Origin of the sequence: Sphingomonas sp. (assembly GCF_965248875.1) — a bacterium.
Lineage (GTDB): Bacteria > Pseudomonadota > Alphaproteobacteria > Sphingomonadales > Sphingomonadaceae > Sphingomonas.
In genome coordinates, this window is record NZ_CBDFKR010000007.1 from 204,268 (window position 1) to 226,171 (window position 21,904).

23 protein-coding genes, 1 tRNA gene and 1 pseudogene are annotated in these 21,904 nt (G+C 70.6%); 10 read left to right on the forward strand and 15 right to left on the reverse strand.

All coding sequences use genetic code 11. The features are described from left to right. Nucleotides 1-25: 25 nt before the first annotated feature. Nucleotides 26-1,432: a flagellar filament capping protein FliD gene (gene fliD / locus ACP2AD_RS05765; protein ID WP_425229126.1), complete on the forward strand. Its 1,407-nt coding sequence runs from the start codon at nucleotides 26-28 to the stop codon at nucleotides 1,430-1,432. Further along, entirely contained in the window at nucleotides 1,432-1,827 is a 396-nt protein-coding gene (locus ACP2AD_RS05770; RefSeq protein ID WP_425229127.1) for a flagellar protein FliS, read from the forward strand. The genes fliD and ACP2AD_RS05770 overlap by 1 nt, the downstream gene beginning before the upstream one ends. On the opposite strand, the gene ACP2AD_RS05775 is transcribed toward ACP2AD_RS05770, so the two are convergent. From ACP2AD_RS05775 to argH, 5 genes are read right to left on the reverse strand one after another with little or no spacing between them, the layout of a single operon-like run. Beyond that, a complete protein-coding gene (locus tag ACP2AD_RS05775) occupies nucleotides 1,824-2,777 on the reverse strand; it encodes a zinc transporter ZntB (RefSeq protein ID WP_425229128.1) in 954 nt (317 codons plus the stop codon). The two genes, ACP2AD_RS05770 and ACP2AD_RS05775, sit on opposite strands and share 4 nt — an antisense overlap. Next, nucleotides 2,774-3,601 carry an NAD(P)-dependent oxidoreductase gene (locus tag ACP2AD_RS05780; RefSeq protein ID WP_425229129.1) on the reverse strand — a complete coding sequence of 276 codons (828 nt, stop codon included), beginning with the start codon at nucleotides 3,599-3,601 and terminating at the stop codon, nucleotides 2,774-2,776. The genes ACP2AD_RS05775 and ACP2AD_RS05780 overlap by 4 nt, the downstream gene beginning before the upstream one ends. A 13-nt stretch (nucleotides 3,602-3,614) precedes the next feature. After that, nucleotides 3,615-4,883 (reverse strand): diaminopimelate decarboxylase, encoded by a 1,269-nt coding sequence (gene lysA, locus ACP2AD_RS05785; RefSeq protein ID WP_425229130.1) that lies wholly within the window; start codon nucleotides 4,881-4,883, stop codon nucleotides 3,615-3,617. A 1-nt stretch (nucleotide 4,884) separates the two neighbouring features. Further along, a complete protein-coding gene (locus ACP2AD_RS05790; protein WP_425229131.1) occupies nucleotides 4,885-5,172 on the reverse strand; it encodes a hypothetical protein in 288 nt (95 codons plus the stop codon). After that, nucleotides 5,169-6,536, reverse strand: a complete 1,368-nt coding sequence (argH, locus tag ACP2AD_RS05795) for an argininosuccinate lyase (RefSeq protein WP_425229227.1) — start codon at nucleotides 6,534-6,536, stop codon at nucleotides 5,169-5,171. Before argH ends, ACP2AD_RS05790 begins: the two co-directional genes overlap by 4 nt. Before the next feature lie 172 nt (nucleotides 6,537-6,708). Here argH and ACP2AD_RS05800 point away from each other — a divergent pair, with 172 nt between their 5' ends. Beyond that, the gene (locus tag ACP2AD_RS05800; RefSeq protein ID WP_425229132.1) at nucleotides 6,709-7,137 is read left to right on the forward strand and encodes a TlpA family protein disulfide reductase; all 429 of its coding nucleotides are present in this window, start codon (nucleotides 6,709-6,711) and stop codon (nucleotides 7,135-7,137) included. A gap of 37 nt (nucleotides 7,138-7,174) precedes the next feature. Here the strand turns inward: ACP2AD_RS05800 and ACP2AD_RS05805 are convergent, their stop codons facing one another. After that, complete coding sequence (locus tag ACP2AD_RS05805; protein ID WP_425229133.1) at nucleotides 7,175-8,260, reverse strand: OmpA family protein; 1,086 nt, start codon at nucleotides 8,258-8,260, stop codon at nucleotides 7,175-7,177. Nucleotides 8,261-8,398: 138 nt separating this feature from the next. On the opposite strand from ACP2AD_RS05805, the gene ACP2AD_RS05810 reads away from it, so the two are divergent. Continuing rightward, the gene (locus ACP2AD_RS05810) at nucleotides 8,399-11,788 is read left to right on the forward strand and encodes a glycosyltransferase (RefSeq protein ID WP_425229134.1); all 3,390 of its coding nucleotides are present in this window, start codon (nucleotides 8,399-8,401) and stop codon (nucleotides 11,786-11,788) included. Between the two features lie 40 nt (nucleotides 11,789-11,828). Continuing rightward, nucleotides 11,829-12,815, forward strand: a complete 987-nt coding sequence (locus tag ACP2AD_RS05815) for an agmatine deiminase family protein (protein WP_425229135.1) — start codon at nucleotides 11,829-11,831, stop codon at nucleotides 12,813-12,815. Here the strand turns inward: ACP2AD_RS05815 and ACP2AD_RS05820 are convergent. Then, nucleotides 12,797-13,198 (reverse strand): glyoxalase superfamily protein, encoded by a 402-nt coding sequence (locus ACP2AD_RS05820; protein ID WP_425229136.1) that lies wholly within the window; start codon nucleotides 13,196-13,198, stop codon nucleotides 12,797-12,799. The genes ACP2AD_RS05815 and ACP2AD_RS05820 overlap by 19 nt on opposite strands. Nucleotides 13,199-13,260: 62 nt before the next feature. Between ACP2AD_RS05820 and aguB the strand changes: the two genes are divergently transcribed. Then, nucleotides 13,261-14,106 (forward strand): N-carbamoylputrescine amidase, encoded by an 846-nt coding sequence (aguB, locus tag ACP2AD_RS05825; protein WP_425229137.1) that lies wholly within the window; start codon nucleotides 13,261-13,263, stop codon nucleotides 14,104-14,106. A 6-nt stretch (nucleotides 14,107-14,112) separates the two neighbouring features. Here aguB and ACP2AD_RS05830 read toward each other — a convergent pair whose 3' ends face one another. Together ACP2AD_RS05830 and ACP2AD_RS05835 are read right to left on the reverse strand one after the other, a co-directional pair. Continuing rightward, nucleotides 14,113-15,051: an alpha/beta fold hydrolase gene (locus ACP2AD_RS05830; RefSeq protein WP_425229138.1), complete on the reverse strand. Its 939-nt coding sequence runs from the start codon at nucleotides 15,049-15,051 to the stop codon at nucleotides 14,113-14,115. Beyond that, on the reverse strand, nucleotides 15,041-15,715 hold the full coding sequence (locus ACP2AD_RS05835) for a uracil-DNA glycosylase (RefSeq protein ID WP_425229139.1): 675 nt from the start codon (nucleotides 15,713-15,715) through the stop codon (nucleotides 15,041-15,043). The genes ACP2AD_RS05830 and ACP2AD_RS05835 overlap by 11 nt, the downstream gene beginning before the upstream one ends. Before the next feature lie 23 nt (nucleotides 15,716-15,738). On the opposite strand from ACP2AD_RS05835, the gene folK reads away from it, so the two are divergent. The 3 genes and pseudogenes from folK to ACP2AD_RS05850 all read left to right on the forward strand — a co-directional run. Continuing rightward, nucleotides 15,739-16,239, forward strand: coding sequence for a 2-amino-4-hydroxy-6-hydroxymethyldihydropteridine diphosphokinase (gene folK / locus ACP2AD_RS05840; RefSeq protein WP_425229140.1), 501 nt, complete (start codon nucleotides 15,739-15,741; stop codon nucleotides 16,237-16,239). Continuing rightward, nucleotides 16,230-16,305: transfer RNA gene (locus tag ACP2AD_RS05845), tRNA-Lys, on the forward strand. The genes folK and ACP2AD_RS05845 overlap by 10 nt, the downstream gene beginning before the upstream one ends. Before the next feature lie 148 nt (nucleotides 16,306-16,453). Next, nucleotides 16,454-16,660 (forward strand): annotated as a pseudogene (locus ACP2AD_RS05850) (DUF1223 domain-containing protein); the annotation flags it as partial. A gap of 213 nt (nucleotides 16,661-16,873) precedes the next feature. On the opposite strand, the gene ACP2AD_RS05855 reads toward ACP2AD_RS05850, so the two are convergent. The 6 genes from ACP2AD_RS05855 to ACP2AD_RS05880 form a co-directional block, all read right to left on the reverse strand. Then, nucleotides 16,874-17,119 (reverse strand): winged helix-turn-helix domain-containing protein, encoded by a 246-nt coding sequence (locus tag ACP2AD_RS05855; protein WP_425229141.1) that lies wholly within the window; start codon nucleotides 17,117-17,119, stop codon nucleotides 16,874-16,876. Then, nucleotides 17,116-17,322, reverse strand: coding sequence for a TOBE domain-containing protein (locus tag ACP2AD_RS05860; protein WP_425229142.1), 207 nt, complete (start codon nucleotides 17,320-17,322; stop codon nucleotides 17,116-17,118). Before ACP2AD_RS05860 ends, ACP2AD_RS05855 begins: the two co-directional genes overlap by 4 nt. A gap of 59 nt (nucleotides 17,323-17,381) precedes the next feature. Beyond that, a complete protein-coding gene (locus ACP2AD_RS05865; protein WP_425229143.1) occupies nucleotides 17,382-18,146 on the reverse strand; it encodes a molybdopterin-dependent oxidoreductase in 765 nt (254 codons plus the stop codon). Then, nucleotides 18,143-18,973: a cytochrome b/b6 domain-containing protein gene (locus tag ACP2AD_RS05870; protein ID WP_425229144.1), complete on the reverse strand. Its 831-nt coding sequence runs from the start codon at nucleotides 18,971-18,973 to the stop codon at nucleotides 18,143-18,145. The genes ACP2AD_RS05865 and ACP2AD_RS05870 overlap by 4 nt, the downstream gene beginning before the upstream one ends. 21 nt (nucleotides 18,974-18,994) lie before the next feature. Continuing rightward, the gene (locus ACP2AD_RS05875) at nucleotides 18,995-19,516 is read right to left on the reverse strand and encodes a DUF4142 domain-containing protein (protein WP_425229145.1); all 522 of its coding nucleotides are present in this window, start codon (nucleotides 19,514-19,516) and stop codon (nucleotides 18,995-18,997) included. A 98-nt stretch (nucleotides 19,517-19,614) separates the two neighbouring features. Continuing rightward, nucleotides 19,615-19,941, reverse strand: a complete 327-nt coding sequence (locus tag ACP2AD_RS05880; RefSeq protein WP_425229146.1) for a hypothetical protein — start codon at nucleotides 19,939-19,941, stop codon at nucleotides 19,615-19,617. A 141-nt stretch (nucleotides 19,942-20,082) separates the two neighbouring features. Between ACP2AD_RS05880 and ACP2AD_RS05885 the strand changes: the two genes are divergently transcribed. Continuing rightward, nucleotides 20,083-21,708 carry an FAD-dependent oxidoreductase gene (locus tag ACP2AD_RS05885; protein ID WP_425229147.1) on the forward strand — a complete coding sequence of 542 codons (1,626 nt, stop codon included), beginning with the start codon at nucleotides 20,083-20,085 and terminating at the stop codon, nucleotides 21,706-21,708. The last annotated feature ends 196 nt before the right edge of the window (nucleotides 21,709-21,904 follow it).

Here is a 21,904-nt window from a genome sequence, read left to right on the forward strand (position 1 = left end):
GCCGCGGTCGTTTTGAGCAGCAGCCATGACGACCACCAGCACCACCGCGACCAGCAGCACGGCATCGATCGTCAAGACGCTCGGCTCCGGCTCCGGCCTCGACACCGCCGCGATCGTGGCGGCGCTGGTCGATGCGCAGTTCGCCGCCCGGAATGCGTCGCTGACCAAGCGTGCCGACACGCTGACCGCGCAGATTTCCGGGCTTAGCAAGCTGAAGAGCGGGATCAGCGGCTTCGACACCGCGCTGCGCACGCTGGTCAAGGGCGGCACGCTGCAGACCCAGCCAATCAGTTCGGCGGCCGGAGTGGCCGCGGTGACCGGCACCGGCGCGGGGGTCGCGGGCCTGGCGGCGACGCTGACCGTCAACCGGCTGGCGAGCGCGCAGGCGGCGACGACCAACACCGCCGTGTCGCGCACCGCACCGTTCCGGCAGGGCACGTTGGACGTGACGCTGGGCGGTACGACCACAACCCTGACGATCGGGGCGAGCGATGCGACGCTCGACGGCGTGGCGGCAAAGATCAATGCGGCGGGCCTCGGCCTGACCGCCACCGTCATCACCGACGGCGGCGGCGCGCGGCTGACGGTCAAGGGCGCGACGGGCGCCGCCAACGCGTTCACGATCACGGGCGGCGACGGCGATTCGGCGGCGGCCGGTATGAGCCTAGCCGATCTGTCGGTCGGCGGCAGCGCGACCGGCACGACGGCCGGCACGACCGCGGCCGATGCGGAGCTGGTGCTCGACGGCGCCACCTATCACCGCGCCACCAACAGCGTCGCCGATCTGCTGACCGGCGTCCGGCTCGATCTCAAGGCGACCGGCTCGACGGTGCTGGGCACGAGCGCGCCGACCGTCAGCATAAGCCAGGCGGTGAGCGACTTCGTCGAGACCTACAACCAGCTGCATGCCGAACTGGCGAGCGACCTCGATCCCAAGACCGGCGCGCTCCACAACGATCCCGCCGCGGGCGCGCTGCTGCGGCAGCTGGGCGCGATGACCACCACGGTGCTGGCGGCAAACCCAGCCGGTGCGCCCCGGACGCTGGGCGACATCGGGGTGAAGACCAACCGCGACGGCACGCTGACGGTCGATCCGACGCTGCTGACCCGCATGCTCACCAGCTACCCCGCAGCGGTCGAAGCGATGTTCGCCGATGGCGCCGGGGCCAGCAACGGCGGCCTTTCGGCCGCGCTGGGCGCGATCGCTACCCGCGCCGCCGACCGCACCTATGGTTTCGATGCGGAGACCAGCCGTGCGACGACGCAGCAAAGCGACGTCGCGACGCTGCAGGCCAAGGCCACCGACGCCGCCGCCGCAATGAGCGACCGGCTGACCAAGCAATTCGCGGCGATGGACACGCGCGTCGCCGCCTACAAGTCGACGCAGGACTTCATCAAGCAGCAGGTCGATGCCTGGAACAAGAGCAGCTGATGTACGCATCGGCACTGCTCCGCGATCCCGCCGCCACCTATCGTCAGGTCGACGTTGCGGGCCGTACCGCCACCGCGGACGGGCCAGCGCTGGTCCAGCTGCTGTACGAGGAACTGGTCGCGGCGCTGCGCGCAGCGGCGCATGCGGCCGAGCATCGCCAGTACCGAATCAAGAGCGACCGCGTAACGCGCGCGACCGCGATCCTGTTCGCGCTGGAGGCGGGGCTGGACTTCGACCGTGGCGCCGACGTGTCGGTCACGCTGGCGCGGCTCTATGCGGGCGCGCGGACGACGGTGCTGGACGCGGCGATGGGGGATGACCCCGCGCCGTTCCGCGACACGGCGACGACGCTGGCTGAGATTGCAGGCGCTTGGCGGCAGGCGAGGGCCGCCTAGCCGCGGAACCAGTGCCGCCGGACGAACCAGCCGGTGATGCCAAACGCGATCACCGCGCACCAGAAGGTGATCCATTCCGCGGCGTGCGGCGCGTCGGCGCCCGGCAGCCCCTTCACGTTCATGCCATAGAAGCCGGTGATGAAGGTCAGCGGCAGGAACACCATCGCCACCACCGCGATGATGAGGCTGCGCATGTCGAGCTGTTCGGCGCGCAGGTCGCTGAGTGTGTCGTGCATGACGCTGGAGCGTTCGCGGATACTCTCCAGTTCTTCCGCCATCCGCGCCGCGCGATCGGCGGCGGCGGCGAGGTGGAGGCGATCGTCATCCTCCAGCCAGTCGCCCGGCAGCGTGCCCAGCTTCTCCAGCGCCGCGCGTTGCGGCGCCAGGAAGCGGCGATAGCCGATCGCGGCGACGCGCACCCTGCTGACGTTGCGGCGCAGGTCGAAGATGGCGTCGGCGGACAGCTTCTCCTCGCAATCGTCGAGGCTGTCGCCAAGTTCGGCGACGACCGGATCGAGATCGCTGGTGATCGCGGTCGCAAAGGCGGCGATCAGGTCGCCCGGGTCTTTGACATCGCCGCGCCCCACCGCCGCCTCGACCGCATCGGTGGCGATCAGGTGCCGGTCCGACACGGAGATGACTCGTCCCTTGGTGCCCCACATCCGTACCGACGCGAGCGGGTCTGACGAGGACATCGCTTCGTTGGAGCGCCCCCGCAGATTGACCAGCGCGCCGTCGGGCAACGCTTCGCAGCGGGGCCGGGTCTCGGTGGCGGTGAGGGCGTCGACGACATAGCCGTCCAGCTCGGCTTCCTCACGCAGCCAGCTCTGCGCATGCTCGGTGGTGACATTGAGGTGAACCCAAGTCAGCTCCGCCGCCTTCGCCAACGCTGCCTTGACGGACAGCTTTTCGCCCTTGCCGCCGCTGATCGCATAGCCGAACCCGCTCATTCGTCGTCTCCCGCCCACGCCGCGGGCGCGATCCAGTCCAGATAGACACGAATGCCGGTGCTTTGGCCGTCCTGCTGCGGCATCGGCGCGGCGATGCGAACGGCGTCGGCGCGGGCGCGGTCGAGGATGGCGGCGGGCACGGCGGGATGATGAAACACCCGATCGGCATTGGCCAGTACCCGCGTCTGCCAGACGGTGAGCTGATCGGGATCGGCGCTGCTGATGGCGACCACCGCTTCCAGGCCCGCCGCAGGCCGCATCGGATCGGCGACCCATCGGTCGAGCTGTTCCTCATAGCCCTCCTCATCGCCTGAGAGGGGCGGCAGGAGCGGATCGAGACGGCCGCCGGGCCGGAAGGCGTCGGCGAGCGCGCGGCGGCGATCGGCGGGGTCGGGCAGCCGCGCGCGCACCGCGGCACGGCGGGCGAACAACCCGGCCGCCAGGGCGCCGAGCCGCGCGGGCAACAGATCCTCCAGCCGCTGGCGCAGCGCCGCCGCGAGCCCCGCGGACGCGCCGCCGGTGGCCACCGCGACCAGCACGGGCGCGCGATCGACGATCGCGGGCAGGGTGAAGTCGCACAGGAACGGCCGGTCCACCACGTTCACGAGGACGCCGCGTGCACGCAGGCGGGCGGCGGCGGCCTTTGCCTCGCCCTCGTCCTCGATCGCGACGATGCCGAGGCGGGCTTCGGGATGATCCTCGACGATCAGCGCCCCTGCCCGCTTCAGCAGGCGCCGCTTTGCGGCCGCGGCCTCGCCCGCGCCGAGCAGGATGACGGGACGACCCGCCACCTTCACCAGGATCGGCAGGCCGGGCCAGGTCATGGCGTGCGCGGCGCTAAAGCCATTCCGGTACGCGTTCCGCCGCGATCAGCGACTCCGGGCTGACGCGATCGGCGACCACGGCGAAGCGGCCGCCGTCGACCAGCACCTCCGGCACCAGCGCGCGGCTGTTGTAGGTCGACGCCATCGTTGCGCCGTAGGCACCGGCGGTGCGGAACACCCCTAGATCGCCGGACGCGACGGTGTCGATATCGCGGGCGAGCGCGAATGTGTCACCGGTCTCACAGACGGGACCGGCGATGTTCGCGACCATTCGCGTGCCGCTCGGGGCGACGGCGACGAAGTCATGCCACGCATCGTAAAGCGCCGGCCGAGCGAGGTCGTTCATTGCGGCGTCGACGATCACATAGGGATGATCCCCGCCCGGTTTGACCCAGATGACGCGGGTCAGGAGCACGCCCGCGTTACCCGCGATCACACGGCCCGGCTCGAACTGCAGCTCGACATCCCAGCCGCGGCAGGCGCGCGCGACCATCGCGCCGTAATCGGCGGGCGTCGGCAGGCGCTCGCCCTCGCGATAGGCAACGCCCAGGCCGCCGCCGAGGTCGACGCGGTCGACGCGGTGACCGGCGGCGCGGATCTGCGCCACCAGCGCACCGACGCGGCCGAACGCGGCTTCCAGCGGAGCAAGGTCGGCCAGCTGGCTGCCTATGTGAAGCGCGACGCCGCGTAGCGACAGGCCGGGCAGCAGCGACAGGCGCGCGTACATCGCAGCGGCCTGATCGATCGGCACGCCGAACTTGTTGCCCTTCTTGCCGGTCGATATCTTGGCGTGGGTGCCCGCATCGACATCGGGGTTGACGCGCAGCACGGCGGGAGCGGCGATGCCCCGCGCGGCGGCGAGGCGGGCGAGGACTTCGCCTTCCTCTTCCAGCTCCAGGTTGAACTGGCCGATGCCGGCTCCGTCCCCAACATCCAGCGCGGCCGCGAGCTCGGCCTCGGTCTTGCCGACGCCCGAGAAGACGATCGCCGCCGCGGGCATCCCTGCGGCGAGCGCGCGCTTCATCTCGCCCGCGGAGACGACGTCGGCGCCATAGCCCTCGTTCGCCATCAGGCGGAGGACGGCGAGGTTGGGATTGGCCTTGATCGCATAGGCCAGATGGACGCGTGGCAGGGCGCTCAGCGCCTCGCGGAAAACGCGCGCATGGCGGCGGAACGTCGCGGCCGAATAGACATAGACGGGCGTGCCGACCGCTTCCGCAATGGCAGGCAGCGGCACATCCTCGGCGTGCAGGACACCGTCACGATAGCTGAAATGATCCACCCTAGCTGCCGTTGCCCGTCATATTGGCGACTGCCGCATTGCCGGCGCCGCCCGCGTCGTCGGGTGGCAGGTCGAAATCATCCGAGCGGCGCTGTTCGGAGCTTTTAAGCAGTTCGTCGGAGCGTTGCGGACGCTGCTGCTGCGTCGGGGTGATGAGGTCGGTCGGGGCAGGAATAGCGCGCGCGCCATAAGGTGCGACCGGCAGCGGCGCGCCCGGCGCGGCCTTCAGCCCGACCGCGGAGCCGCAGGCAGCAAGCGGGAGGGGAAGCAGCAGCAGGAGACGCCTCATCCGATTTCCTTTCGCGCGACGGCGATCGCTGCGCGCACATTGGCGGGGGCGGTGCCGCCGTAGCTGGTCCGGCTCGCAACCGAGGCGTCGACGCTGAGGACGTCGTACACGCCGGGCGAAATCCGTGCGTCGATCGCGGTCAGCGTACCGAGCGGCAGCGCGGCGAGCGCGACGCCGGCCTCTTCCGCCGCGCGCACTGCGCGGCCGGTGATGTGGTGCGCCTCGCGGAACGGCACACCCGCCTCGCGCACCAGCCAGTCCGCCAGGTCGGTGGCGGTGGAGAAGCCGGCCTCGGCGACGGCGCGCATCCGCTCGGTGCGGAAGGCCGCGGTTGCCACCATCCCGGTCATCGCCGCCAGGCTGAGCCCAAGCAGGTCGTGCGCCTCGAAGACCGGCGGCTTGTCGTCCTGCATGTCCTTGGAATAGGCGAGCGGCAGCCCCTTCATCGTCACCGTCAGCGCGACCAGGCAGCCCGCGATCCGCCCGGCATGGCCGCGGACCAGCTCGGCGGCGTCGGGGTTGCGCTTCTGCGGCATGATGGAGCTGCCGGTCGACCATTGGTCCGACAGCGCGACGAAGCCGAACGGCTGCGACGCCCACAGCACGAACTCCTCGGCGAGGCGCGACAGGTGCAGCGCAGCCTGCGTCGCGGCGGCGAGATAGTCGAGCGCAAAGTCGCGATCGCTGACCGCGTCGAGGCTGTTGGCGGTCGGCCGGTCGAAGCCGAGCGCCGCCGCCGTCGCAGCGCGGTCGATCGGAAAACCGGTCCCCGCCAGCGCCGCCGAGCCGAGCGGGCACTCGTTGAGCCGCGCGCGCGCTGCGGCGAAGCGGCTGCGGTCGCGGCGCAGCATCTCGTGATAGGCCATCAGGTGATGGCCGAGCGTCACCGGTTGCGCGGACTGGAGATGCGTGAAGCCGGGCATGACGCTGGCGGCATGTTCGTCGGCGCGGGTCAGGAGCGCGCGCTGCAGCCCGGTCAGCGCGGCGTCGACCTCGTCGATCGCGTCGCGCACCCACAACTTGAAATCGGTCGCGACCTGGTCGTTGCGGCTGCGCGCGGTGTGGAGGCGGCCGGCGTCAGGGCCGATCGCGGTGGCCAGCCGCGCCTCGGTCAGCATGTGGATGTCCTCGAGCGCGAGGTCATCGGGCACACCGCCCTCGGCATAGCCCTGCTCGACCTCCACCAGCCCGGCGACGATCCGCGCGACGGCGTCGGCGTCGACGATCCCCTGCGCACCCAGCATCGCGGCATGGGCGCGGCTGCCGCGCAGATCCTGGCGCCACATCCGCTTGTCGAAGGGCAGGCTGGCGTTTATCTCACGCATCACCGCCGCCGGCCCTTCGGCGAAGCGGCCACCCCACATCTGGTTGGAGCCGGTCATGTCCTCTTTTCGGCTGGACGCTTGGTCGGGAGGCTCGTGGTCGGGGCGCGCGGCGATGGCGGGTCTCCTTCTCGTCGCCGCGGGCTGCTCTAGGCAAGCCGCCCCGGCGGAGCAAGCGAACCCGAGTGCGCCCGCCCCTGCCTCAGCCCAGCCGGTGGCGGGCGCGGTCGACCGCAGCCATCGCGGCGAGACGCTGCCCGCGGTGCGGCTGACCGACCTGGAGGGTCACGCCGTGTCGCGGGCGGGTGAAGCGGGCAAGCCGCTGCTGGTCAATCTGTGGGCGACGTGGTGCGCGCCGTGCGTGGCCGAGCTGCCCTCGCTCGACCGCGCCGCGGCGGGTCGCGTGGCGGTGGCGATCGATCAGGGCGAGGATGCCGCCAAGGTGCGGCCGTTCCTCGCCGCCAGGCATCTCGCCAACCTGCGCCCGCTACTCGACGGCGGCATGACGGTCAGCACCACGCTGCCCGCCAACCTGCCGACCACGATCCTCTACGACGCGGCGGGCAGGGAAGTGTGGCGGGTGGCGGGCGGACGCGACTGGTCGACGGCCGAGTCGGCGCGCCTGTTGGCGGAGGCGCGCTGACCCGTGCGTGCTGAGGCGGGCGCGTCGCCCGCGGCCGTCAGTTCCTGACGAGTTCGACCCGGCGGTTCTTCGCGCGGCCCTGGTCGGTCGTGTTGTCGGCGATCGGGCGCGCCTGGCCGATGCCATGCGCCTGCAGCCGCGCGGGGTCGATCCCTTGCGCGATCAGCATCCCCATCACCGCGTTCGCCCGGCCCTGCGACAGGGTCAGGTTGTGCGCGGGCGTGCCTGCATTGTCGGTATGGCCCTCGATGGTCAGCTTGAGCCCGGGATTCTGGTTCAGCAGTTGCACGACATTGGCGAGCAGCGGCTGCGATGCGGGCAGGACTGCGGTCCGGTCGGTATCGAAATTGACATACAGCGCGACATGCCCGGCGGTGTCGAGCGCCGCCTTCATCGCGGCGGCGGGCAGCAGTTGCGCGCTGACGTCGAGCGTCTTCTTCTCGACGATCGTCAGCCAGTAATTGTTCGGGTGCTCATCATTCGTGTTGTACACCTCCAGCCAGATTTCGCGGGTCGGCGTGCGGAGCATGTACACGCCCATCTTTTCCCACGGCAGTGATCCGTAGCGGTTGCGGTGACGGCGCTCGGCGAAGTCGAGATGGCGGTCGGCCATCGCCTGGCCCGGTCCCTCCCAGACGGTGACGCCGCCGAGATCGTGGATCAGCTTCTCGTAATTCTTCTGGGCCTCGAAGAAGGAGCGGCCGGTCCCGACTGCCTCCACCGTGCGCAGCCTGCCCTCGACCGTGATGAGCTTCGTCCCGTCGAAGAACTCGTAATGGTCGTAATTGGCGTTGATCTGATTGGGCCCGACGAAGCCGTCATGGTTGAGGTTGGTGTCATACGGCGCATAGCCCTGCAGCAGCCCGAAGAAGGGGAACGCGCCCGGCGGCTCCTGCCCGACCGGCGCGGTCGCCGGGCTGAAGCCCGCCGCCGCCGCAGCGGTGGTCGGCGAGGCGCTGGGGGCCGGCGTGGGGGTCGGAAAGACCGCGGCGGGCGCGTTTGCCAGCGCTTGCGCATTGTCGCCGCCGCTGTCGCGGCCGAACAGGTGGTTGATCCGCGAACAGCCGCTCGCGCCCATCGCCAGCGCGATCAGCGCCGCCATCGTCAGCTTGCCCCGTGTCATGATCATCCCCTGCCGCGACCTCTTCCTGTCGCCTAGACGGCATTGATGCCCGCCCCCGGCCAGCGCGCAAGCGAAATCGCGTTGCGCTGACGCGCTTGTCACTTGAGGCGGCGCGGCGGTTGCGGGAAGAGGGCGGCGGTGGCGGGGAACTCGGTCTTCTACGATGCGACGGGGCGGCGGCGGCGGCGGTTCCGCTGGGGCGTCGTCGCGTTCGTGCTGCTGCTCCTGCTCGCCGGGGTCGCCTTTGCGGCGACGGTGCTGGAGGTGACGCCGCAGCCGCAGCTGCCCTTCACGATCGGCCGCAGCGCACCGGCGGCGGTGCAGAACGATGTTCTCCACCATCCGCGACGGGCCTTGCGCCAGACGGTGCGAGGGCTAGGCCGCTTGTGGGACGGCGACAAGGCGGACCCCAATCGCCCGCTCGCGATCGCCTTTCACGCACCGTGGGACGACGCCAGCGCCGCGTCGTTGCAGCGGCATATCGAGGAGCTGGACTGGCTGATCCCCGGCTGGCTGTCGATCACCGGGCCGACCCACGTCGTCACGCCCTTCGCCGATCCGCGCGGCCACGCGATCATCGCGCATGCGCAGCACCGGCCGCTGATCCTGCCGATGATCCAGAACGCGCTGGAGGGAGAATGGGACGGGCCGGGAATGACCGCGCTGCTGCGCGATCCGCGGGCGCGCAAGGCGACGCTCGACCGGGTCGAAGCGCTGCTTGCCGCCAACCACGCCGACGGCGCGTTCTTCGATTTCGAGGAGCTGCCCGCGGCCGCACATCCCTTCTTCCGTCAGTTCCTGGCAGAGGCGCATGCGCGGTTTGCGCAGCGGCACTGGATCGTCGCGATCGCGGTGCCGGCGGATGACCCCGACTGGGACCTGGCCGCCTATGCGCGGGTCGCGGACAAGCTGTTCCTGATGGCCTATGACGAGCATTATCAGGGCGGCGAGCCGGGGCCGATCGCGTCGACGGCCTGGTTCGAACAGATGGTGGCGCACGCCCAGACGCTGGTGCCCCCCGACCGGCTGGTGGTGGCGGTCGGCTCCTATGCGTATAACTGGCGTAGCGGATCGACCGATACGGACGCGATGTCGGTCGACGAGGCGTGGCTCAACGCGCATGATTCAGAGGTCATGCCGCAATGGGACGCGGCCAGCGGCAACAGCCATTACAGCTATGACGAGGAGGGCGTGCACCACGACGTGTGGCTGGCCGACGCCGCCACCTTCCGCAACCAGGTCGCCTGGCTGCACACCCGCGGCATCCGCTCAATCGCGCTGTGGCGGCTGGGCAGCGAGGACCCGTCGCTGTGGAACCTGTTCGGCCGCGACAATCCGACGCTGCCGGCGGCCGCTACCGTGCAAACGATCCCGGGGGGCACCGACGTCGACATCGAGGGACAGGGCGAAATCCTGCGCATCGGTGCGCGCCCGACCGAGGGCCGCCGCACCATCCAGACGGACGCGCACGGCATCATCGTCGACGAGCGCTTCCTGAGCCTACCCAGCCCTTACGAGGTGCAGCGGACGGGGTTCCGGCCGGGGCTGGTGGCGCTGACCTTCGACGACGGGCCCGACGGCTATTGGACGCCGCGCATCCTCGACGTGCTGAAGCGCGAGGGCGTGTCGGCGACCTTCTTCATCGTCGGCGAGAATGCGCTGACCGAGCGCGGCCTCCTCAACCGCGAGCTGGCGGAGGGGCATGAGGTAGGGAGTCACACCTACACCCACCCCAATCTGGCGCGCAGCACCGAATCGCAGACGCGGCTGCAGCTAAATGCGACGCAGCGGTTGTTTCAGGCGTTCACCGGCCATTCGCTGCGCTTCTTCCGCGCCCCCTATTTCGGTGACGCGGAGCCGACCACGGCTGACGAAATCGATCCGGTCGCGGATGCGCAGGCGATGGGCTATCTGTCGGTCGGGCTGCATGTCGATCCGGGCGACTGGAAGCGGCCGGGCGTGCAGGCGATCGTCGACGAGACCGTGCAGTCGATCGTCAATGCGCCCGTGCATTGCGACCCGGACACCGCGGCGAACTGCAGCCGCAACATCGTGCTGCTCCACGATGCGGGCGGCGATCGGGCGCAGACGGTCGCGGCATTGCCGCTGCTGATCGAGGCGCTGAAGGCGCGCGGCTATCGCTTCGTGCCGGTATCGACGCTGGCTGGGTTGAAGACCGCGCAGGTCAATCCGATGCTGACCGCGGGCGACCTGCGCGCCGCGCGCTGGGATTTGGCGCTGTTCCTGACGCTCGGCTGGCTGACCGAGGCGCTGGGCTGGCTGTTCACGATTGCGATCTCGCTCGGCATCGCGCGCGCGGTGGTGCTGTCGGGGCTGGCGCTGCTCCAGGCACGACGCGAATCGCGCGAGCGGTTCCCGCCGATCGATCCCGCGACCAGGGTGACCGTGCTCATCCCCTGCTTCAACGAGGCGCGGGTGATCGACCGGGCGGTGCGCCGCGTGCTCGACAGCCGCACCGTCGCGGTGTCGGTGGTCGTGATCGACGACGGCTCCAAGGACGGCACCGCAGAGGTCGTCCGCGCCGCCTATGCGGACGAACCGCGAGTGCGGCTGGTGCAGCTGGAGAATGGCGGCAAGGCGCGCGCGCTCAACGCCGCGCTGGCCGAGGTCGAGGACGAGATCGTCATTGCGCTCGACGCCGACACGCAGTTCGAGACCACGACCATCGCGCGGCTCGCCCGCTGGTTCGCCGCCGACCCGCGGCTCGGCGCGGTGGCGGGCAACGCGAAGGTCGGCAACCGCGTGAACCTGGTCACCCGCTGGCAGGCGCTGGAATATGTCACCGCGCAAAATCTGGAACGGCGCGCGCTCGCCTGGCTCAACGCGATGACGGTGGTGCCGGGCGCGGTCGGGGCGTGGCGGACGCAGACGCTGCGCGCCGTCGGCGGCTATCCGGTCGACACGCTGGCCGAGGATCAGGATCTGACCATCGCCATCCAGCGCGCGGGGTGGGCCGTGCGCTACGATCAATATGCCGTTGCCTGGACGGAGGCACCGGAGAGCCTGCGCGGGCTTGCCAAGCAGCGGTTCCGCTGGGCGTTCGGGACACTGCAATGCCTGTGGAAGCACGCTGGCGCGCTGATCTTCGGCCGCCCGCGCGGGCTGGCGCTGGTCGGGCTGCCGCAGGCGATCGTGTTCCAGATCGCGCTCGCCGCGGTATCGCCGATCATCGACCTGGCGCTGATCCTCAGCATCATCGGCACCGTGCAGCGCGTGCAGGAGCATGGCTGGGCGCAGACGCAAACCGATGTCGGGCGGATGCTCGCCTTCTGGCTGTTGTTCACCGCAATCGACATGCTTGCCGGCGTGATCGCGTTTGCGCTGGAGCGGCGCGAGCGCTGGCGGCTGCTGTGGCTGCTGGTGCCGCAGCGGATCGCTTACCGGCAGGTGATGTACTACGTCGTGCTGAAGGCGCTGGTGCAGGCGATCCGGGGGCCCAGCGTCGGCTGGGGCAAGCTGGAGCGGACCGGCCGCGCCGTCGGTGGAGCGGCGCCTGCGAACGGCTGACCGCTTTTCGGCCGGTGCCGGAGCGGGTAGGACGCGAGCGATGACGCTCCCCCCTCCACCAGAATGGGCGCCGCACGCGGCCGTGTGGATCGGTTTTCCGAGCCACCCGGAGCTGTGGGGCGACGACCTGGAGCCGGCGCGCGCCGAGGTCACGGCGTTCGCGCGCGCGGTGCACGCGGGCGGCCGGGGCGAGGCGGTGCTGCTGGTCGCCGCCGACGCCGAGGCGGGGATCGCGGCGCAGCGGGCGGCGCCGTTCGCACAGGTGGTGGTCGAGCCGTTCGGCGACATCTGGCTGCGCGATACGGGGCCGATCGTCGGCGGCGACGGCGTGGCGCGGCTGTTCGGGTTCAACGGCTGGGGAGGGAAATACGATCTGCCCGACGACGACAGCGTCGGCGCGCGGCTGGCGCGGGCCCGCGGGCTGCCGGCGAGCGGCCACGACTGGGTGCTGGAGGGCGGCGCGCTTGACGGCGACGGCACGGGAACGGTGGTCACGACCGAGCAATGCCTGCTCAACCCCAACCGCAACGGCCTGATGCCGCAGGTCGAGATCGAGGCGCGGCTGCTGGCCGACCTAGGCTATGACCAGGTCGTCTGGCTGGGCGACGGGCTGCTCAACGACCATACCGATGGACATGTCGACAACCTTGCGCGGTTCGTCGCGCCGGGCGTGCTGGCGGTGCCGGCGGCGGCGGAGAACGATCCGAACTGGCAGGTCTATCAGCATGCGCGGCGCGACGCGGAAGCGGGCGGGCTGACGGTCGCGCCCGTGCCCTCGCCCGGCCGCGTGCTGCGCGACGAGGAGATCGTGCCGGCGAGCTATATGAACTTCTACATCGGCAACGCGGCGGTGGTGGTGCCTCTGTACGGCGCGGAGAACGATGCGGCGGCGGTGGCCGCGATCGGCGTGCTGTTTCCGGGGCGCGAGGCGGTCGGCCTGCGCGCAGACGCGATCCTGACCGGCGGGGGCAGCTTTCACTGCATCTCGCAGCAGCTGCCCGCCTCCGTTCAGCGTGCCGCGCGATAGGTGACGAACGACAGGCGGTTGCCGTCCGGGTCCTCGACCTGGATGTCGCGGCCGCCCCAGGGCTGGTCGGCGAGCGGCTGGATGATCGTCGCGCCGCGCCCGGCCAGCTCTGTCGCGAGCACGTCGACATCGTCCACGGCGATCGTCGCGAGGATGAGCGACGGCTCGCGCGCGGCGAGGTCGCCGAAGTTTGGCTTCCCGACATGGCGCAGATGGAGGCACGCCGCGCCGCGCGCTACCGCACCATAGAACGGCGGCTCGCCGTGGAGGAAGTCGATGGCGAAGCCGAGTTGGTCCCGGTAATGGCGGGCGGCGGTCGCAACGTCGCGCACGAACAGAATCGGCACCGCGGGCTGGAAGTGCAGGAGGGGCGGATCGGTCATGTGGCGGCTCCGGGTCGGCAAGACCCTGCCATAGCGGGCCGCCCGCCGCTATGGGGCGTTTCATGACCACCATCACCGTCGCCGCGCTCCAGCTCGGCTTTACGCCCGACATCGAGCGTAATATCGCCAACGTCTCTCGCCTCGTCCGCGAGGCGGCATCGCGCGGTGCGCAGGTGGTGCTGCCGCCGGAGCTGTTCGAGGGCGAATATTTCTGCCGGGTCGAGGACGAAGGGCTGTTCGCCAACGCGAAGCCGGTCGGCGAGCATCGGGCGGTGCTGGCGATGCAGGCGCTCGCCGCCGAGCTCAAAGTCACGATACCGACCAGCTTCTTCGAGGCGGACGGGCCGCATCACTACAATTCGCTGGCGATGGTCCGGCCCGACGGCGCGGTGCAGGGGGTCTATCGCAAGAGCCATATTCCCGACGGGCCGGGCTATGAGGAGAAGTTCTATTTCCGGCCGGGGAATACCGGCTTCAAGGTGTGGGATGGGCCCGCGAAGCTGGGCGTCGGCGTGTGCTGGGACCAATGGTATCCGGAGACCGCGCGCGCGATGATGCTGATGGGCGCGGAGGTGCTGTTCTATCCGACCGCGATCGGGTCCGAGCCGCACGACACCTCGCTCGACACCGCACGCCTGTGGCGGCGCGCGATGGTGGGGCACGCGGTCAGCAACGTCGTGCCGGTGGTCGCCGCGAATCGCGTCGGCACCGAACACGGCCAGACCTTTTACGGCACCAGCTTCATCATTGACGAACGCGGTGACATCCTGGCGGCGCTCGATCGCAAGGAAGAGGGCTTGATCACCGCGACGCTCGACCTCGACCGCGTCAAGCGCCATCGCGCCGCGTTCGGCTTCTTTCGCGACCGGCGGCCGGAGCTGTACGGGCGGCTGGTCGAGGATATCTGACGGGCGCTACGCCGCGTCTTTGATGAACTGCGCCGTCACGTCCGGCTGCGTCACCGGCAGCATGTGGCCGCCGTCGACAAGCTGCAGCGTCGCGCCCGGGATCGCGGCCGCGGTCTGCTCGCCATTCGGGCGATAGTCGAGGATGTTGTCCTCACGCGCGTAGAGGATCGACACCGGCAGGGTCAGCTCGCCGTAGCGCGCGGCCATGCCGCCGATCTCCTGCGCCGCGGCATGCATGTCGTAGATCGCGGCATAGATATTGCCCGGCCGCAGCGCCAGCGCGCCGCCGCCGCGCACCGCAAAGTCCTCGGGCGCCGGCTCGGGCGCGAACACCGCCTCCGTCGTCGCCGCCGCGGTCAGCGCGCCGAGCGGCACGGCGATCAGGTTCGCCATCACCGCCCGCCCCGCCTTCGACGCGCCCGCCGCGGCAATGCCGCGAAAGGCGGCGGGAACATCGTCCTGCGGCTGGGTCAGCGGCGCAATCAGCGCCAGGCCGCGGACCAGGCCGGGATGATCGAGCGCCAGCGCCAGCGCAATCGCGCCGCCCAGCGAATGGCCGACCAGCATCGGCTGGTCGAGGCCGAGCTGCCGGATCGCCGCCGCGATAAGGTCGGCTTGATCCCTCAACCCCGGCTCCACCCCGCCGGGAACGGTCGAATAGCCCGACCGCGGCCGGTCGATGGCAATCAGGCGGTGGCCGGGCAGGCGCTCGGTCAGCGCGTAGGTGAAATTGCGGAGCTGCCCGCCCAAGCCGTGGATCAGAACGATCGGTGGCCCCTCCCCGATCGCGACGTAATGAAGCCGTGCACCATCGACCTCGACGAAGTCGCCGTCGGGCGGCGCCAGCTGCTCGGCGCGGCGTCCCGCCCAATGCGAGAACAGCGCCAGCGCCCCGGTCGCGGCGGCGACCCCCGCCACTATGCCTGCCGTCCGCTTACGCGCCATTGTCCATTCCCTCGTACACTGCCAGCGCCCGCGCGAACACCGCGGCGAACATCGGCGCGGTCAGCTTGCCCGTATTCTGATTGTAACGCGAGCAATGGTAGCTATCGAGCAGCACCCGCCCGTGCGGCAGCGGGTGTTCCGCGAGATGACCGAAGCGCGCCGCGCTCAGCTTCAGCCCGAGTGCGCGCGCGGCCGATTCATGCGCGATTTGTCCCAGCGCGATCAGTACACGAACCCGCGGCAGCGCGGCGAGCGGCGCGTCGAGGAACGGGCGGCAGGTGCGGATCTCGGCCGGGGTCGGCCTGTTGGCGGGCGGCAGGCAGCGCACCGCGTTGACGATGACGGCGCCGCGGAGCGTCAGCCCGTCGGCCGGGTCAGCGGCGTAGGCGCCGGTGGCGAGGCCATGCTCCGACAGCGTTTCGAACAACAGTTCGCCCGCGAAATCGCCGGTGAAGGGGCGGCCGGTGCGGTTGGCGCCATGCTTGCCGGGCGCGAGCCCGACGATCGCAAGCCATGCCTGCGGATCACCCCAGGCCGGGACGGGCGCGTTCCACCAGCCGGGGTGCTCGCCGCGCAGTTCGTCGCGGAACGCGACCAGCCGCGGACAGCGCGGACAGTCGCGCGGCGGCTCGGTCGCGGGCAGCGGCGAGAGTGGGCTGAGCATCCGATTGCGGGTAAGCGGCGCGGGTGGCGGCGACAACCTATCTCATCGCGCTCGGCGGCAACCGGCGGAGCCGTTACGGCGACCCGCGCCGGACGGTCACGGTGGCGATCGCGGCGCTGCCCGGGGTGCGCGCCGCCTCGCCGGTGATCGCCAGCGCCCCGGTCGGGCCGTCGGCGCGGCGCTTCGCCAACGCGGCGGCGATGGTCGACAGCAGCCTCGATCCGCCTGCGATGCTGGCGGCGCTGAAGGCCATCGAGAAGGGCTGGGGGCGGCGGCGCGGGCGGCGCTGGGGCGCGCGGGTGATCGACCTCGACCTGATCCTGTGGTCGGGCGGCGGCTGGCGGTCGCCGGACCTGCGGCTGCCGCACGCCCGGTTTCGGGAACGCGCCTTCGTGCTCGGACCGCTCGCCGCGATCGCGCCGGGCTGGCGCGACCCGGTGACCGGGTTGTCGATGCGGCAGCTCCACGCGCGGTTGACCCGGCGGCGGCCGGTGCCTAGCTGCGGCCCGCTGATGGGTCCGTAGCTCAGTCGGTAGAGCAAGCGACTTTTAATCGAGAGGTCCCGGGTTCGAGCCCCGGCGGACCCACCAGCATGCGACCGCGGTGCGCCGCGCGATGTAACCAGCGGACGGCCGCAGCCGAACAGAGGCGAGCCGGCGTTTGCCCTTTCCGCCGGCCATTTCGCCGCGATCCGGCCCGCCCCCGGCCGATCGCCGCCCGTCGTCAACGGAGCCGCTCATGTCCCTGTTCAGGCTCATTCCTCCGCTCGCGCCCCTGCTCGGCGCCGTGCTGACGGGATGCGGGGCCGCCGATCCGCCCGCCGCCGCGCGAACCGCGCCGGTTGCGACCACCGGTGGGACCGCCGCACACCCCGTCCTGGTGGAGCTGTTCCAGAGCCAGGGCTGCTCCTCCTGCCCGCCCGCCAACGATAATGTGAACGCGATCGCCGACCGGCCCGACGGGCCTCTCGGCTGCTATATTCGGCCGTATACAGCCTCGCGCGAGCGGCGGAAGCGCCGGCGGGCGATCATTCCCCGGCGGTGGCGGGCGCGTCGCGCAGATGCGCCGCCAGGACCCGGTACGCCGCGCCGTCCGCCACCCGCGCCGTCCCGTCCTCCAGCGATCGGGAGGCGCCAAGCACCTGCCGCCCCACGCCGCTCAGCTTCGCCCGCGCTCGCGCCCGCCGCCGGGCTGCGTATCGACCAGCCGCTCGGTAAAGCAGCGGTTCATCTCGTTCACCAGCAGCCAGGCGCAGCGATAGCTCATCCCCAGCGCGCGGCCCGCCGCGGAAATCGACCCCTCGCGCCCGATCGCGTCGAGCAGGTCCGCCTTGCCCGGCCCGAGCGCGTAGCCGTTGCGGCACACCAGCTGCAGCTTGAGCCGCAGCGCGCCGACCCGCCTCACTTCCCGATCAGCACGTCGCTCGCCTTGACGATGATGGTCACCGCATCGCCGGGCGTGAGCGCCAGTTCGGCGATCGCCTCTTCCGTGATGCTGGCGGTGACATGGAGGCCGTTGCCGATGTCGACCTTGACCGTCCCGTTGACCGCGCCCGGCGTCACCGCCGCGACAATCCCGGGCAGCTGATTGCGCGCGCTGATCCTCATGCCCGTTCTCCTGCTGCAGGGCAGGATGGCACGGGCCGCGCGCCCATGCCAATCAGCCGCTACAGCCCCGCATACCATTCATATCCCGCCGCATCCTCCCAATAGCCGCCGCCGCCGCCGTAGATACCGGCAAGCGTGGTCACGGCCTGTATACGCTGGACGTATTTCGCCTGTTTGTAGCCGAGCTGGCGCTCGACCCGCAGGCGGAGCGGCGCGCCGTTGGGGACCGGCAGCAGGGCATCGTTGATCGCCCAGGCAAGGATCGTCTGCGGGTGGTAACCGTCGATCAGGTCAAAGCTCTCATAATACATCGTCCCGTTCGATTGCGGGTCGGCGCAGTGGAAGACCAGGAAGCGCGCCTGCGGGCTGACGCCGGCGCGGTCGAGCAGCAGCTTGACCGGGACGCCATGCCATTTGGCGATCGCGCTCCAGCCTTCGACGCAGTCGTGGCGGGTGATCTGGGTGCGCGCGGGCATCGCCTTGATCTCGGCGAGGCTGAACGCCTGCGGCCGCGCGACCGCGCCGTCGACCACCACCTGCCAGTTGGCGAAATCGGTCGCGACGTGCTGCGCATAGACGTCGCCGCTCGGCATCCGCGTGCCGTTGGCGCGGAAGATCGGCGACCGCTGGCTGGGCGCGAACTCCTCGGCGAGCGCCGTACGGTCCTGTAGCAGGCGCTGCAAAGCGTAGTTGCCGTGCTCGCCGGTCTTGAGCAGGCTGCGGAAATGCGGATCGTCGCCGATCCTGTCGCAGCCCGACAGCATCAGCCCGGCGCCTGTCGCCATACCACCGACCAGCGCGCGGCGGGACACATGGACGCTCATGCCGGTTCCTCCACCAACAGGGGCTCCGCCGCCGGCAACTTCTCGTCCGGATCGGGCGGAACCCGGTAGCTGCCCGTGATCATCGAGCGGATCTCGTTATAGGGCCCCGCCAGCACCACCAGCGTCAGGTGCAGCAGGATGAACCCGGCGATCAGGCCGGCGCAGATGAAGTGGATCGACCGCGCCGACGACCGCCCGCCGACCAGGTCGAGCGGCCAATGCAGCACCGCATTGAACCCCGGCGACAAGCTGAGCCCGGTCACGATCAGCAGCGGGATCAGCACGAACACGACGCCGATATAGGTGATCTTCTGCAGGACATTGTAGCTGAGCGACTCCTGCCCGGTAGGAAATTTGAGCCGGGCGTGGTCCTTGATGTCCTGCCACAGATGCGCGGGCGCCAGCTCATGGCGGGACAGCGTCAGGTCGCGCTGGAGGTGCCTGTTGATCAGGCTGACGACGAGGTGGCCGAGCAGCCCGAAGGCGAAGATCCAGGCGAAGAACAGGTGCCAGTGCCGCGCGAGCGACAGATTGTAGCCGGACGGGATCGTCGCCCAGCCGGGGAAATGCGGGGGGCTCCACCAAGGCTGGTCGAGATTGGCGCCATACTCCCCCCAATAAAGGTGCGGATGGGCGTTGGATATCATCATCCCGCTCATCAGCATGACGATGATGGTCACGGCGTTGGTCCAGTGCCACAGCCGCGTCGCCACGCGGTGGCGATAGACCAGCTCGCCGCCATGCACGGCGCGCGCGCCCGGCGGCGTCGCCGGGACCTCGAGGGGCGGCTCGGGGATAGTGTCGGCGACCGCAGGATCGTCGTGCATGGGGTGCTCCATTCAGCGAGGTCAGTACGGCTTCGGCCGCATCGGCAGCCGGTGCAGATGCGCTTCCTCCAGCGCCAGATCGGCGCCCGCTCGGGTCCGTAGCGCCGGATCGGCGCCGTCCGCGGCATAGCCCGCGTGCAGCGCCCAGGCGTGACGGTGCGCCTCGAGCGTCTGCCGGAGGTAGAGCGCGTCGAACCGGTCGGCGGGAACTGCGTCCAGCGCCTGCAATGCCCGTGCAAAGGGCATGCGCAGGGCGGGCGCAGCGGGGGCCCCGGCGGGACCGCGCGCGGCAAGCGCGCGGGCGTGATCGGCGCCCAGCATTGCGCTCAGGTCGCGGATCGGAGCCCGTTGCGCTCGGCGCCGTGCGATCTGCGCGGCGGCGACGGCATAGGCGTCGTTGTCGTGGCTGAGCGCGCGATAATCCGCCGTCGACAGCCGCATCATCGGCTCGATCCCGACCTCGGTCGCGCTCATTCTCCCGGCCGAGGGCGCCTGCAGCGTCTGCGCGACCGCGGCACCGGCAAGCAGAACGGCGATCAGCAAGGCTCTGCGCATGTCATCCCCGGCCCGTCATGGCGTTCCGGCGGAGCGTGCATCCGCAACCATCCGCCGCGCAAGGGCCGCCGGGTACATTTGGCGAATTAGATGATGAGCATGGACTTCCTCGCCGGGTGGGAGGGCATTATCGCAGCCTGGACGCGGTGCTGCCCCAGCTCGCGGCGGCGGGCGGACGGTTCGTCCCGGTAACGCCCGGGGTCGGCGGGCGCGCGGCGCTGATGGCGCGGCTGCCCGATCTCGGCGCCGATGCCGAGCTGTTGTGCGACGTTGATGGCGGGGTCGCGCTCGCGACCGGGCTCGCCTTCCGGCCAGGCGAGCATATCCTGCAGCGGTATCGCGAGGTCGGGCTCGATCTGACCGCGCTGTACGGCTCGTCCAGCGGGATCCTGCCGGTCCGCGACCTTCGTCATCGACCCGGACGCCGTGGTGCGGTTCGCCTTTGCCGATCCCGACTTCCGCCTTCGTGCCGAGCCGTCGGCGGTGATCGCCGCGGTGCGCGCGCTGGGCTAGGAGCCGACGGCGCGCGCGACTCGCGCCAGAGAGGCAGGATGATGGAAACGATCGGCGGCAATCTTCGCGAGATGCAGCGCGTGCCGCTCGCACCAGCGCATGTCGATGCGATCCGCGCGGCGGGTGCAGTCGTCGACTATCCGGCGGGCGCGTTCCTGGTCCGCCCCGGCGCCCCGGCCGATCGTTTCACCTATGTCGAGAGCGGGGAGATCGAGGTGGTCAACCCGTACACCGACGAGCGCCACCTGCCGTCGACGCTCGGGCCGACACAGTTCATGGGCGAGATCGCGTTTCTGAACGGCGGCGCCTGGTCGATGCCGATGCGGGCGGTCAGCGATACCCGCGTGGTCGAGGTGGCGCGAGAAGCGATGCTGACGCTGATGGCGCAGGTTCCGGAAATGTCGGACATCGTCATCACCGTGTTCTCGGCGCGGCGGCGGCGTCAGCTGGACGAGCATGACAGCTCGCTGGTGCTGATCGGCGAGGAGGTCGATCGCGACATTCGTGGCATCGCCGCGTTCGCCAGCCGCAACCGCATCCCCTATCTATCGCTGCCGCTCGGCAGCCCGGAGGCGGCGACGACGCTGACCAGCTGTGCAATCAGCGCGCCGCAGCCGGCGGTCATTTTCGGGCGTGACACGGTGATCTCCGACCCGACGCCTGCTACGGTCGCGCGGCTGCTGGGGCTGAGCCGCGAGATCGCCGACGACAAGGTCTTCGACGTGCTGATCGTCGGCGGCGGCCCGGCGGGGGTCGCGGCGGGCGTGTATGCGGGCGCTGAAGGCCTCTGCGCGCTGGTGTGTGAGGATGTCGCGATCGGCGGCCAGGCGGGAACGTCGAGCCGCATCGAGAATTATATGGGCTTCCCGACCGGCATTTCCGGCGCCGACCTGGTCTGGCGCGGCGAGGTGCAGGCGATGAAGTTCGGCACCCGCTTCGCGATGCCGCACCGGGTCGCGGCGCTCGACCGGCTGAACGACGCCAGCTTCTGCGCAACCTTCGACGACGGCAAGCAGGTGCGCGCGCGGGCGGTGGTGGTCGCCACCGGCGTCCAGTACCGCCGCCTGCCGATCGATCGCCTCGCCGCATTCGAGGGCGCCGGCGTTTACTATGCGGCCACGGAGATCGAGGCGCGCTATTGCAAGGGCACCGAAGCCGTGATCATTGGCGGCGGCAATTCGGCTGGGCAGGCGGCGATGTTCCTCAGCCGGTCGGCCGCGCGCGTCCGCCTGCTGGTGCGCGGCGCGTCGCTGGCGGCGTCGATGTCGAGCTATCTGTCGAGCCGGCTGGAGGCCGACCCGGCGATCACCATCGACTATGGCGCGGCGGTGACGGCGCTGCACGGCGGCGATCACCTGGAGGCGGTAACGATCCGCGACGCCGCGACCGGAGCGGCCCGCCGCGTCGACACGCGCGCCCTGTTCGTCATGGTTGGGGCGGCGCCCAACACGGATTGGCTGGCGCGACTGGTGACGCTCGACGACAAGGGGTTCGTCGTGACCGGCGTCGACGCGGGCGCGGCCTCGCCCTACGCCACCTCGCAGCCGGGTATCTTCGCGGTCGGGGACGTGCGGGCGGGCTCGGTCAAGCGGGTGGCGTCGTCGGTGGGCGAAGGGTCGGTTGTGATCTCGAAGGTTTGGGAATATCTGGAGACCGGCCGACGATGAGCGCTCAGGCCGCCGCGCCGCCCCGCAGCGGCCGCCGCGACGTGGGAGGGCTCGCCTTCCGGCTTGACGCCATGCACCTCGACGCAAATCCGCCGCCCGGTCTCGCGCATCAGAACGTCGCTGCCCGAAAGCGCATCGCAACCGCCCGACCGCACCAAGGAGGAGCAGTCGTTTCACCGCCGTATCGAACGAGCTG